We start from the raw sequence: 12,957 nt of genomic DNA, 5'->3' as shown, positions 1-12,957 counted from the left end.
CATGGAGATTGTTGTGGTGACCCTTGCTACAAAGCGGTCTTTTAAAACCAAGGTTGGGACGGTCTACCACTTCCTCTAACATACCTCTAAGATACAAGGTTGGGTTAGACGCGGCAATTAACTTATAAAGCTCACAGATAAATCTAAAACTGCGTCGTAACCCAACATCCACTTTAAAATCAATACTGTTCGGTTAAGAATTTTTGTAGGTTGGGTTAAGCGATAGCGCAACCCAACAAACGTCCGTAAATGTTGGGTTTCCTTCAGTCAAACGCCATTCGCCACAAGCCGGGAAACCCGTCCAAGGCGATGGCTACCTACGCAATTTTATTTTTTTCGCTTAACTGACAAGTATTGACTTGAAAATATGTGTTCATAACTCATTTAGAATCGCAATAGTAACATATAAACCTCTTTCCTAATAGGAGAGAGGTTTTGATATTCAAATGCAATCAATATCTAATTTTAATATGTTCATTTTCTGGCATTAATAGAAGCTTCTGAAATATTTTTGCAGCCTCATCTACACCTTGATTAACATCCATAAATCTAAACGCAGAAGCAGCTAAATAAGCAGGATTCTGCTCAAAAGCCAGCCAATTTCGCTCGACAGCTTCCGCAGCCGCACCAGTAGTATTAGAACCTGCAAATATATCAAGAACTATATCTCCTGGTTCCGTGAGAAAATCAATAAAAAATGCAGGTAATTTTTGTGGAAATCGTGCAGGATGTGTCGCAATTCCCGCAGCTTTGCAAAGTTGCATATATCGAGAATTACTTTCTGTATTAGGAATTTGTAATAAATTAGAAGGAATTGCACCGCCATTATTATTCGCAAAAGCAGAACTAATATCATGTCCAGAAGGACGTGCTTTTGGTTGATAATATTTTTCAGGATTAGCTTGCAGCTTTTTCATACGTTCAGAATAAGGAACAAGAACCTTACTAACATTAGCTTTAGGAAAATCAGTTTTAGATAACCACCAAATAGTATTTACAGAATCCTTTGCACGTATTTTACGTTTATTTACCCATTCAATTGGAGAAGGTAATTTAGAAGGATTGTACCAAAAGAACTCCTCCGCTAAACGAAAATCAAGCTCATCACATAACTTAATTAAGATGCGATAATTATAAAGTGAGCGCACAGGACGTTTACTTTTATAAGCTCCCCCCAAATCAATTACAAAACTTCCTTCAGGTTTCAGCACCCGATACACCTTTTTGCAGAAACCAAACAACCAATCTACATAATCTTTTTGTTCCACATTCCCATAATCTTTTTCCCGTTGTAATGCAAAAGGGGGAGAAGTCATTACCAAATCAATTGAGTCACTTTCCAGGTGTTCTAATAATTCCAAAGCATTTCCAATATAAGCAGAACCATAATTTGTATTATATAAAGGTGTTCCCAACAAAGTAGATAACATTTTAAACCAGAGCTATTTTATTCTTTCAAAGTCTACAATAATTTGGATGTTTTTAGAACTTTTTTCTCGTTCCCATACTCTGTATGGGAATGAATTCTAGAAGGCTCTGCCTTTTTTCATTCCTATGCTTCTCGTTCATTCCTCGTTCTCATACTCTGTATGGGAATGAATTCTAGAAGGCTCTGCCTTTAGTAATAATATAGGACTTACGCACGATGTTATCGCAACCCTTATTCTTGCGTAGGGGTAATTCATGAATTACCCCTACTTTGGCCATGTTTTGCGTAAGTCCTAAATAGAGTCAGAGCCTCCATGATAGCATTCCCAGTCAGAGACTGGGAACGAGAACAAAACAGCTTACAATTAATTAACCAACTTATGAATATTATCCTCCCAATTAGCACCATCAAACGGCACAATCTCAAAATTACCTATTACATTCCCATCTAAACAGCGCACATTCACATCAATACAATCAGGATGACTGCGAGGAATATAAAAAGAATGAATTCCACAAATACCACAAAATTTATGTTGTGCAACTCCCGTATTAAATGTGTAGGTTTTCAACACATCATCACCTTGCAACAAAATAAACTTTTCTCGCGGTACAATTAAATGTAAAAATCCCTTTTTACTACAAATAGAACAATTACAATCATCAACCTTGTGTTCATCAACCATCACTTTAAAGCGTACCGCACCACAGTGACACCCACCTTCATAAGTAGCAATTTCATTAATATTTTTTGTCATCTTCATTACCTTATTTATATATTCCAGATTTAGCCCCCAACCCTACGAGGGAAGGGGGTTAAGTTTTTCAGCGTGATTCAAGTTTACTAACTCGCGTTGTTAATTGATTAACTTGTTGCTTCAATTCAACCACTAAAGTTGATAGTCTATCAAACATTTTATCACGTTCTGATTGTGATAAAGTGCGTCTAGTGCCTGTGGAAGGTGACGGAGTAGGTGTGATCTTGGGAGATGAAAATTGGCGGTTTTGACTGAGTAATAACTCAATCTGGTTTAACCGCAACTCTAGACGACGCATATCAGACTCCAAATTATTAACCCGGAAATCTACTTGCTGTGATGAAGCCGTCTTTGAGAAGAAACTACTACCAATAATCATCACTAAAATGACAGAGAATAATAATCTTCTAATCAACATTTATTTGTCAGGTTGTAATTTAGAAAAAAGCTCCTGTAAATTAAGAGAATTAGCTGTATTTGATCCCTCTTTTACTTCAAATGTGAGGTTACTAGCTTTGGTTTTTTGTATTGATTGAATACAAAGTTCGGCAATATCCTCACGGCTGATTTTTCCACGAATATTATCACCTTGCTCAAATATAAACTCTTTACCTCCAGCATCTTCAGTTAAAGCACAAGGTCGAATAATTGTGTAAGGAATTCCACTTGTTCTTAAACTATCTTCACCTTTCAACTTCCAAGTCAAAATTCCTCCCAATTGGTCATTTAATCTGACCGCTGGTGGTTCTTCATCTAAATTAATTCCTGGTCTTCCGGGACGAGTTACCCCAGCAGAACTAATCAGAACAAATTGGGGTAAACTTTCACCACCATAAGCTTTAATCGATTCTAGTTGCAGCGCAAAACCACCAGCGGTAAACTTAGGATTTAAAGCTCCATCATATTCAAACTTGCTCAACATCAATTGAAATGAGCAAACTTTGCTAGAATCAATTTTGGGAGAATCTTTCACAATTTTGGCTCGGAATACAGGAACTAAATTTGCAAATGGAATAGTAATATCTATCCAAGTATTAGCTACCGTATCGAAAGAATAGCTGTAACCAACACCATCCCAAGTTGATTCTGTCCGCAAAAAGATTTTATAACGCTGTCCGTCACCTTTGACTCGCAATTTAACACCTTCATAACCAGATAAATCAAAGGGTGGAGAAAAGTTTTTTGTTCTGACAGAAGCAAATCCCCCAGAGTTAGCAGTGGAAACATTACCAGCAAATAAAGCTGTATTTTCTAATATTTGGAAACTACTTGCACTCACACCACCCATGACAACATCATCGAGCGCACCCCAGATATTTTTTAATTCATCTGTTGGTTTAGTAAAATCAAATATGAATCTTTCACCTGCGGTAGGTAGATATTTTTTTGCTGCTTCAACTAAATTTTTCACACCACGATATTCGACATTTTCTGGTGTGTCACCAACAATTTCTGGTAAGTAAAATTTAATACCTTGATAGTATTTGGCTCTATCTGCTGTGTCTCCCTCCACGGGTTGTACCCGCACAGAAGTACAACAAATTACAGCTTCCACATTACCCATTACCAAGCTATTCAGAGTTTCAGGTATAGTAATATCCCCATCTACTAAGTCAACATCGTTACCTAAAACTAGCCTAGCTTTTTCAATATCTCGCACTAGACAGCGGAATTTATACCCCTGTTCCCGCAATCGCCTGACTACTCGTTTACCAACACCACCAGTCGCACCCGCTACCAGAATTACACCCATATTTCTTACCCCATTTGGTTTATCTTGATTATCTTGGGAACGACCTTGAATTAACTGCTGTACCCAGTTAAGAACAGGAAATACCTCAAAGTAGGTCAAGGTTTTGATAAACCTACATAAATCCCATTGAGAACGATTTTGATCAGTCACAATTGCATTATCACCATTTTATTTTATAATAGCTAATAAAATCTTACCAAGTAAATAAACAGATGAGTAAAATCGAAAAAGCTCAAGCTGAGTATGAAAAATTTACCGAAGAATTTGAAAGTATCATCATTAGTACTGTTAACGAACAGGGAATCCCTAACGCAAGTTATACTCCTTTCGTCGTAGATGATGCTAAAAATATCTACATCTACGTTAGTGGTCTTTCTACCCACACCAAAAATATTTATGCTAATCCTCATGTGAGTATTTTATTTATTGAGGATGAAGCTAAAACTAAACAAATATTTGCCCGTCGTCGTTTAACTTTTGATTGCACTGCAACTTTACTAGAGAGAGAAACTGATCAATGGAATCAAATTGTTGAACAATTTCAAGGGCGTTTTGGAGAAATTATTGAAATGTTACGCAGCTTACCTGATTTTCGGATTTTCCAACTAATTCCAACTGAAGGAAGATTTGTAATTGGCTTTGGAGCAGCTTACCATATCAGTGGTGATAACCTCAATCAACTTACGTTGATAACAGAATAATTCATAATTCATAATTTGTAATTCATAATTTATATGCTTCAGTTTCAACCTCCTGGTTTTGGACAAAAAGTTATCAATACATCTTTGGGAGCAATGGTTTACTATACCCAAACCAGCGCACCTTGGGAGATTGTTGACATTCAAGAATTACCTCCGCTATTGTTTTTACATAACTTTGGTGGTGGTGCATCTGCTTACGAATGGTCTAAAGTTTACCCTGCATTTGCCTCTGAATATCGCATTTTAGCCCCGGATTTAATTGGTTGGGGAGAATCTGCTCATCCAGTGCGAGATTACCAAATTCAAGATTACCTAACTACTATTACTGAGTTTATCACCCAAACTTGTCACGAACCAGTAACAGTAATAGCTTCTTCTTTAACTGCTGCTTTTACTATTCGTCTTGCTATTAATCAGCCTGATTTATTCAAAGAACTGTTTTTAGTTTGTCCCTCTGGGTTTGATGACTTTGGCCAGGGTGCTGGACGTAGATTACCACTTTCGGTTATCAATATGCCTTTTTTGGATAATTTAATCTATGCTTTAGGTGCAGAAAATGAAATTGCAGTGAGAAATTTTTTGCAAAGTTTTCTCTTTACAAACCCAGAAAAACTTACTCAAGAAATAGTAGATGCTTATTTAACTTCTGCACAACAACCAAATGCAAAATTTGCTGCTTTAGCATTTTTACGGGGCGATCTTTATTTTGATTTGAGTTTATATATTCAGCAACTCAAAATTCCTACTGTGATATTTTGGGGTGAAGATGCACAATTTACTAATATCAAGTTGGGACGACGTTTGGCTAGTTTAAATAAAAGCGCAATTCAAGATTTTCAAGCGATCGATCACACAGGAATTTTATCACATCTAGAAACACCAGAAGTTGTAATAGGTCTATTACAAAAGTATCTTTAGATATTGTGGATACAAATTTCTCCTCTATAAGGAGAGAGTTATGAGTAAACTTTATGACTTTCCCAATATCCTCTTAAATTGACACAAATAAATATTGCATTACCCCTACTTAATTTGGCATAAAAACGATAATCGCTATAACAGCGATTTTTTTAATTCAATTTTCATATTTATTATATTGACATAATTAGGCGTAATTGGAGCGTGTATTTTTCGGAAATAGCATTGACGTAAATATGAAATATATATTTCTAAATCTGGTAATTAAGTTTGCATGAATTGAGCATGACTCCAAAGGTTGGTTGTCGATATTCTATTAACAAGCGAGGGGTTGAGCAGCACGCAAAACTAAATCAACTCCAAGCAATAAATCAGATCAAGGAGATTCTATCATGTCTAACTTACTATTTACCGAAGTCCCAGTTGAACAACAAGAAATCGTAGCTGGTGGTTTTAGTTTCTTCAAGAAGAAGTTCGATTTCAATAATGACATCGATGTAAAAGTGAAAGAACTAGAAATCGATAAGATTTTTGGTGGTGTTAATACCCAGGTTAATAGTGGGCTAAATAAAGGTCAAATTGCTGGAGACGATATCTACAACTACAATTTGTACTTCGGCTGGTAATCTTCTCATAATATATATATAGCGATCCTAACTCAGTCTTCAAGCCAAATATCGATTCAAATAGGATTGCTATAATTGCCTGATTAAAGGTTCTAGAGTTTTCTCTTTTTCTCTCTTAAAAACAATGAATTAGAGTTAAACTCTAGAATCTTATTTAAAACATATATATACCCAAGTTTGTATTAATTTGCTAAGTTTTTATCCTAACGCCAAGAGAGGATATTTCCAGAAATAGTCCAAAATATTGAAATCCTATTCCTATTCTATTTCTTATTTTCTAGGGTGATTTGCTGATGAAATACCAGTTCGTTAAACAGCATAGTGAAGAGGATTGTGGAGCAGCTTGTCTTGCTGCTATTGCCAAATATTATGGGCATACTTTTACTCTCAACCACATCCGTGAAGCCGTAGGAACTGGGCAATTTGGAACCACTTTATTGGGTTTAAGACGGGGAGCAGAAACACTGGGTTTCAATGCCAAACCAGTAAAAACTTCACCAGAAATTCTCGACCGAATTAATGAAGCACCACTACCAGCAATTATTCACTGGAAGGGGAATCACTGGGTTATTTTATACGGTAAGAAAGGCAAAAATTTTCTAATTGCTGATCCCGCTGTAGGTGTCCGTTATCTTTCTCAGAAAGATTTAGCAGAAGGTTGGACAGATTGGTTGTTGCTGTTAATTGAACCAGATCCTACCCGATTTCTTGCCCAAAAAGATGATAAAGTTGGTGGCTTTTGGCGCTTTTTTAAACGCGTCTGGATTTATCGCGCCATTTTATTTCAAGCCTTACCCATCAATTTAATATTAGGTTTATTATCTTTAGCCTCCCCTTTCTTACTGCAAATTCTCACAGATGATGTGCTGATTCGAGGCGATACAAAATTACTCACTACTGTGGTAATTTCTGTAATAGTGATGAATTTGATTTCTAGTAGCCTTGCATTTATCCAATCTAACTTAATTGCTCACTTTGCCCAACGCCTACAATTAGGGCTAGTTATGGAATTTGGGCGGCAAATTCTCCACTTACCTCTAAGTTATTATGAAGCCCGGCGTAGTGGCGAAATCGTTAGTCGTTTGCAAGATATAGAGCAAATTAATCAGTTGGTTTCTCATCTAATAATCAGTCTACCAAGCAAATTTTTTATTGCGCTGATTTCTCTAGGGTTCATGATTTTTTATAGCTGGAAACTTAGCGTCTTGGCTATATTTATAGCTATAGTTATGACCATATCTACAGTTATATTTCAGCCAAGTTTGCGACAAAAAACTAGTGAAGTTTTAGTTACAGAAGCAGAAACACAGGGCGTTTTAGTAGAAACCTTTAAAGGCGCTCTGACTCTCAAAACAACTACATCTGCACCGCAATTTTGGGATGAATTAGAAAGTAGATTTGGTCGTCTTGCTAATCTTACATTCCGCACCATCCAGATTGGAATTATTAATAATACTTTTTCTGGCTTTGTCTCGTCTATTGGGAGTATTATTTTACTTTGGTTTGGTGGCAATTTAGTGATTAATCCATCTGAATATTTAAGCATCGGGCAGCTTCTAGCATTTAGCTCGATGAATGGTAATTTCTTGGCATTAATTAGCACCGTTATCAGTTTTGTTGAAGAATTTACTCGTGCGAAAACAGCCATACAACGACTAACAGAAGTTATAGATGCCACTCCAGAAAATGAAGGTGATGGGAAAAAGCCTTTTGCTCACATTCCCGAAGCTGCTGACATAATTTGTACAAATGTCAACTTTCATTATGCTGGTCGAATTGACTTATTAGAAGACTTTTATTTAACAATTCCTGGAGGTAAAGTTGTTGCAATTATTGGTAAATCTGGATGTGGTAAAAGTACCCTAGCAAAATTAATTTCTGGATTATATCAACTCCAATCTGGCAATATCCGCATTGGACTTTATAATCTACAAGACCTGTCTTTAGAATGTCTCCGTCAACAGGTAGTTCTTGTTCCCCAAGATGCTCATTTTTGGAGTCGTTCTATTATAGAAAATTTCCGTTTAGGAGCGCCATACGTTACATTTGAGCAAATTGTGAGAGCTTGTCAAATTTCTGGTGCTGATGAATTTATCAGTAAACTTCCTGAAAAGTATCAAACTATTTTAGGCGAATTTGGCGCTAATATTTCTGGTGGTCAACGTCAAAGATTAGCAATAGCGCGAGCCATAGTTACAGATCCACCAATTTTGATTTTAGATGAATCTACTGGTGGACTTGACCCTGTGAGTGAGACACAAGTTTTGGATCAATTATTTAAGCATCGCCAAGGGAAAACAACTATTTTAATTACTCACCGTCCTAAGGTAATTAATCGTGCAGATTGGATAGTTTTACTAGATCAGGGCAAATTAAAACTAGAAGGAATTTTGGAGGATTTAAAAACAAAACCTGGTGATCATTTAGATTTTTTAATTCCATAATTATTGATAATAATCAGGTAATTATGAGCTATAATCACAATGAGAAAGTTATCTCTTCATGGGAAAATAATGACTTTCTCCCTCCTATTAGTTTTTGGACATCTTTGGCGGGAATTTTCCTCCTTAGCACTGTTGTTACTGGAATTACCCTCTCTTCATGGGTCAAATATAATGTCACAGTTAAAGCTGCTGCAACTGTCCGTCCTACAGGTGAAGTTCGTGTGGTACAACCAGAAATAGAAGGCGCTATTAAAAATATTTTGGTTAAAGAAAATCAGGTAGTTAAAATGGGAGATGTCATTGCCAATCTTGATACGGATGAATTGCTAATCAAAAAGAGTCAATTACAAATTAATATACAACAACGGAAATTGCAAACAATCCAAATTGATGCCCAGATCCGTATTTTAGATAGTCAGATTTTAGCAGAACAAACAGTTATAGAACGGACTATTGCTTCGGCAGAAGTCGATTTGTTACGCAACGAACGGGAATATCAAGAAAAGCAAATTAATACTCAAAATGAATTTCTTTCATCGCAGGCAAGTTTGCAAAAAGCCAAGACAGATTTAGAAAAGGCTGAAGCTGATTTAGCATTTGCCCAGATAGATAGCGATCGCTATGAGCAATTGTCAGAAATTGGAGCTATTGGGCGGCGAGAATTTGAACAGAAACTACTAGTTGTTAAGCAGTCACAATTAACGCTGCAAGCAGTAAAAAGATCTTTTGAAATAGCTGCAATCAAAGTTAAATCAGCTAAGGTTGCTGTTAATCCAACTACAGCAATGATGAGGATAGCACAAGAACGTATCGCCCAAGAAACTGCGAAAGGTCAAGGTAGTATCTCTAGTTTAAAGAAAGAAAAACAAGCATTAATTGAGAGACGCGTTGAATTGCTAACCCAACTCAATCAATCTCAAAAAGAACTCCAGCAACTAGAAAAGCAACTAAAAAAAAGTATTATTATTGCCACTAGTAACGGGATCATTTTCAAGCTGAATTTGCGAAACTCTGGTCAAGTAGTCCGTACTAGCGAATCTATTGCTGAAATTGTTCCTAATAATGCTTCTTTAGTGATTAAAGCTATGATTCCTACGGCTGACATTCAAAAGGTTGCTGTAAATCAAGAAGTGCAACTGCGTTTTGATGCCTGTCCCTATCCAGATTATGGCACTCTTAAAGGTGTTGTCAAAGCCATTTCTCCAGACGTAATCACAACTCAAGGTAATAATACCAACCCAACGACTACTAGCAGCTACTTTGAAGCAACTATTCAACCTGAAAGACTTGAATTTGGTACTACACATCATCAATGTCATATTCAATCAGGAATGGAAGTAAAAGCTGACATTATTTCTAGAGAAGAAACTGCATTGAAATTTATCCTGAGAAAGGCAAGGTTAATTACTGATTTATAAGTAATTATCAATGTTATGTATTGTGAAATCCAATACAAATAGATTTTTTAGGTTAAACAACCAGTAAAAAAAGGTGTTAGATGTGAGTAAATAAATTAATATTCAATTATTCAAGTCATAACCATTGTCAAGTTTATGACATCTGAACTAATGATTCAAAAAGCATTACAGTGGTGGTCTTATAGACAATCTATAAAACTATTTTTGGAAGCCGAAAAAATCCGAGATGGCTTATTACAAGAATCTTTCACTATACGTCGCAGTTTAGATGTATTGACGATAGATAATTTTAGTTTGTCAATCGATGGAATTCAAGAGTGTCTCAAAAAAGTTGATAATTTTCATCACTCTTTAGTACAATTGAGCGATCGCTTATGTCCAACATTTATTCAAGATAGCTTACCTTTATCTATTGAGTACTCGTTACAACCTTGGCTATCTTCCCATCCCCATTTATATTTTCATCTTGATATGCCAGATTACTGGCGGTATGAACCCACTGAATGCAGCTTAATAATTTTAAGAGTTTTAGAAGAATTACTGATAATAGCTTTACCAGAAGCTGAACTTTTAATCGCTGTTTCTCTCTATATTAAATTAAAACAGATAGGAAATATGGGGCAATTAGTGGTGAAAATTTCCTATCCTGATATATCTACTCTTATTTTTCATTCCCAGTTACCCGAATTAGAATATCTTTACCATATCTTTAAGTTTTCAATATCCGGTAGATGCTTGTACTATCACAGGAATCTCCGGTCATTTTGGCATTTTTATTGGTAAGTATTTTACATGACTAATTAACTAACAGTATACCAGATGTTCTATCAGTGAAATATATGATAAATACTCAACTAATTCTAACTAAAAATATTTGATTTTTAGAAAAGTAAGGTAGTAATTAAAACGTTTATTAGGGCTAACTTATAAGTTCAGGGTCATACACCTCATAGTCTATCAACTAGAAGTAATAAAATCTAGTAGAATCTAATTAATTGATATTCATAATGGTCAATTAAACAATACTGGTGTGTTTCTTTATCAGGGTGTTTGTTAAATATGAAACAACTTTTATCAGCAAAGGAATTGCTGAAAATTATCGTTGTTGATGACCATGAATCAGTTTTAAGTGGGACAGTTGATATCTTGCGAAAAAACTATCCTAGGGCTGAGTTTATAACTGCTACAAATGCTAATAATACTCTTGAGCAAGTTACTAGCTTACAACCTGATCTAATAGTTATGGATCTTTCCATTCCAGAAGGTCTGGGAATGAATGCACGACCGGATAACGGTATTAAACTTCTGAAAATTTTGATGGAAAAATATCCCCATTTGAATATTGTTGTCCAAAGCGCTCATGTGAGAACATTGATACGTATTCGGCTAGATATTGATAGTCATAAAGGAGGATTTACTATTGCTGATAAAAGTCTTTCTACCCAGGAAATGTTAACAAGAGTTGATTGGGCATTACAGGGATTAACTCATACAAAAGATATCAGCAGAATTCACTCAGGATTAGAGGTTAAACCAGAGTGGCTGAAGGTACTGACTCTAGCATTTGAGGAAGGATTACAAGATAAATCAATAGCTGAAAAGATGTGTATATCTGAACGTATGGTACGTCATTATTGGAGTAAGTTACAAGATGCATTAAATGTTTACCCTGAAGAAGGGAAAAATATCCGTATTCAAACTGAAATGCAAGCAAGAGAAAAAGGCTTAATTGATTAATTATCAATATCAAATAATTAAATCTTCAGACTAGATATAAAGCTTATGCAGGTGAAAGTTGGTAAAACACTTAAAGAGCGATGGGAATATATTTGGATTTTCTGGTGGTGTATTTTAGACATAGCTAGTGCTAGACTGACAAAATCTCCACTAGAAAGTATTATAGTTATTAGTATCGCCACCTCTAGTCTAATTAGCATTGGGCATTTACTTTTAAATGAGAGTATTTTGGTTTCAATATTTCCAGCCAGTTTAATTTTTGTGATCAATTCTATAGCCATCACAGCTTTTTATCAATATGATCAAGCTGTTAGGTCAGGAATTAAAGCTAGACAAACTATCATTGAAATTACATTTGAAACAATTCACAATGGACCACTTCAAAACCTAGATAGGGTTTTGAGACTAGTGAAAGGAAAAGATTTACCAATTCACAAATTGCTACCTGAACTGGAAAAAGAACTACATAAATTAAACCAAGAGATCCGAGGAATTTATGAGTTTTGGCAACAGGAAACTCTCACCTGTGAACCTAGCCTTTACTTAGGAAACAGTATAATCATAAATTTACAAGACCCTCTCCATGAAATTCTCTATCAAGTTTATAGCTATACCTTGGAGCGAGATTTTCCTTGCTTTAAAACCCTCAAGCTGAAAATACGCACCTTTGAACCTATAGATGAAAGAAATTTGACCCTTGAAAATAAGCGAGGACTGTGCCGATTTCTGGAAGAAGCTTTGTGTAATGTGGGCAAACACGCTGTAGGAGCCACCTGTCTCCAAGTGACTTCTTCTTCTTCTGCGGGCTGCTACACACTAAGCATTATAGATGATGGTTTGGGAGTTAACTCTTCCAGAGAAGGTCGGGGAACGCAACAGTTTAAACATTTAGCACGACAAATTAAAGGTAAATTTCGACGGGTTTCCCTTTCTCCTCAGGGAACTATTTGTGAACTATCTTGGAATGAGACAAATTTTTTCATAATTCCAGATTGCTAAAAGCAGAGTGGGTCATTTTTGATCCAGCAGTTTGCGTAGTTAGGAGGTACAACATCTAAATTCAAACCTATACACATTCGCCAGTTTTACTCCTGACTCCTGACTCCTGACTCCTGACTCCTGACTCCTGAATTCTGCTGTATATTGTGAGTTATCACAATACCTTTACAAAAAA

At 35.8% G+C, this 12,957-nt stretch carries 12 protein-coding genes; 8 read left to right on the top strand and 4 right to left on the bottom strand.

All coding sequences use genetic code 11. From position 1 onward, the window contains the following. Positions 1–452: 452 nt before the first annotated feature. The 4 genes from H6G68_RS23230 to H6G68_RS23215 form a co-directional block, all read right to left on the bottom strand. Positions 453–1,430, bottom strand: coding sequence for a DNA-methyltransferase (locus H6G68_RS23230; RefSeq protein WP_190908768.1), 978 nt, complete (start codon positions 1,428–1,430; stop codon positions 453–455). A gap of 363 nt (positions 1,431–1,793) precedes the next feature. Next, a complete protein-coding gene (locus H6G68_RS23225) occupies positions 1,794–2,186 on the bottom strand; it encodes a GFA family protein (protein WP_190908767.1) in 393 nt (130 codons plus the stop codon). 67 nt (positions 2,187–2,253) lie between these two features. After that, positions 2,254–2,601: a hypothetical protein gene (locus tag H6G68_RS23220; RefSeq protein WP_422596683.1), complete on the bottom strand. Its 348-nt coding sequence runs from the start codon at positions 2,599–2,601 to the stop codon at positions 2,254–2,256. Positions 2,602–2,604: 3 nt separating this feature from the next. Next, entirely contained in the window at positions 2,605–4,089 is a 1,485-nt protein-coding gene (locus H6G68_RS23215; protein WP_190908765.1) for a CIA30 family protein, read from the bottom strand. 62 nt (positions 4,090–4,151) lie between these two features. Between H6G68_RS23215 and H6G68_RS23210 the strand changes: the two genes are divergently transcribed. The 8 genes from H6G68_RS23210 (at position 4,152) to H6G68_RS23175 (ending at position 12,782) form a co-directional block, all read left to right on the top strand. Next, the gene (locus tag H6G68_RS23210; RefSeq protein WP_190908764.1) at positions 4,152–4,640 is read left to right on the top strand and encodes a HugZ family pyridoxamine 5'-phosphate oxidase; all 489 of its coding nucleotides are present in this window, start codon (positions 4,152–4,154) and stop codon (positions 4,638–4,640) included. Positions 4,641–4,673: 33 nt separating this feature from the next. Next, positions 4,674–5,558 carry an alpha/beta fold hydrolase gene (locus H6G68_RS23205; protein ID WP_190908763.1) on the top strand — a complete coding sequence of 295 codons (885 nt, stop codon included), beginning with the start codon at positions 4,674–4,676 and terminating at the stop codon, positions 5,556–5,558. Positions 5,559–5,950: 392 nt separating this feature from the next. Then, complete coding sequence (locus H6G68_RS23200; RefSeq protein ID WP_190714086.1) at positions 5,951–6,184, top strand: hypothetical protein; 234 nt, start codon at positions 5,951–5,953, stop codon at positions 6,182–6,184. A gap of 293 nt (positions 6,185–6,477) precedes the next feature. After that, on the top strand, positions 6,478–8,628 hold the full coding sequence (locus H6G68_RS23195) for a peptidase domain-containing ABC transporter (protein ID WP_190908762.1): 2,151 nt from the start codon (positions 6,478–6,480) through the stop codon (positions 8,626–8,628). Between the two features lie 23 nt (positions 8,629–8,651). Next, a complete protein-coding gene (locus H6G68_RS23190; RefSeq protein ID WP_190908761.1) occupies positions 8,652–10,046 on the top strand; it encodes an HlyD family secretion protein in 1,395 nt (464 codons plus the stop codon). Between the two features lie 135 nt (positions 10,047–10,181). Beyond that, positions 10,182–10,829: a hypothetical protein gene (locus H6G68_RS23185; protein WP_190908760.1), complete on the top strand. Its 648-nt coding sequence runs from the start codon at positions 10,182–10,184 to the stop codon at positions 10,827–10,829. Positions 10,830–11,105: 276 nt separating this feature from the next. Beyond that, positions 11,106–11,783, top strand: a complete 678-nt coding sequence (locus tag H6G68_RS23180; RefSeq protein WP_190908759.1) for a response regulator — start codon at positions 11,106–11,108, stop codon at positions 11,781–11,783. 45 nt (positions 11,784–11,828) lie between these two features. Beyond that, positions 11,829–12,782 (top strand): sensor histidine kinase, encoded by a 954-nt coding sequence (locus tag H6G68_RS23175; RefSeq protein WP_190908758.1) that lies wholly within the window; start codon positions 11,829–11,831, stop codon positions 12,780–12,782. Positions 12,783–12,957 lie beyond the last annotated feature (175 nt).

The organism is Anabaena catenula FACHB-362 (assembly GCF_014698735.1).
GTDB lineage: Bacteria > Cyanobacteriota > Cyanobacteriia > Cyanobacteriales > Nostocaceae > Anabaena > Anabaena variabilis_A.
Note: the sequence above shows the minus strand (reverse complement) of the source record. Positions and strands in the feature narration are given on the sequence as shown.

Bases quoted from the DNA above. Each gene is read 5' to 3' on its own strand.
- H6G68_RS23210 (WP_190908764.1), top strand. From the start codon at position 4,152: ATGAGTAAAATCGAAAAAGCTCAAGCTGAGTATGAAAAATTTACCGAA.
- H6G68_RS23200 (WP_190714086.1), top strand. From the start codon at position 5,951: ATGTCTAACTTACTATTTACCGAAGTCCCAGTTGAACAACAAGAAATC.
- H6G68_RS23175 (WP_190908758.1), top strand. From the start codon at position 11,829: ATGCAGGTGAAAGTTGGTAAAACACTTAAAGAGCGATGGGAATATATT.
- H6G68_RS23190 (WP_190908761.1), top strand. From the start codon at position 8,652: ATGAGCTATAATCACAATGAGAAAGTTATCTCTTCATGGGAAAATAAT.
- H6G68_RS23230 (WP_190908768.1), bottom strand. From the start codon at position 1,430: ATGTTATCTACTTTGTTGGGAACACCTTTATATAATACAAATTATGGT.
- H6G68_RS23225 (WP_190908767.1), bottom strand. From the start codon at position 2,186: ATGACAAAAAATATTAATGAAATTGCTACTTATGAAGGTGGGTGTCAC.
- H6G68_RS23185 (WP_190908760.1), top strand. From the start codon at position 10,182: ATGACATCTGAACTAATGATTCAAAAAGCATTACAGTGGTGGTCTTAT.
- H6G68_RS23205 (WP_190908763.1), top strand. From the start codon at position 4,674: ATGCTTCAGTTTCAACCTCCTGGTTTTGGACAAAAAGTTATCAATACA.
- H6G68_RS23195 (WP_190908762.1), top strand. From the start codon at position 6,478: ATGAAATACCAGTTCGTTAAACAGCATAGTGAAGAGGATTGTGGAGCA.
- H6G68_RS23180 (WP_190908759.1), top strand. From the start codon at position 11,106: ATGAAACAACTTTTATCAGCAAAGGAATTGCTGAAAATTATCGTTGTT.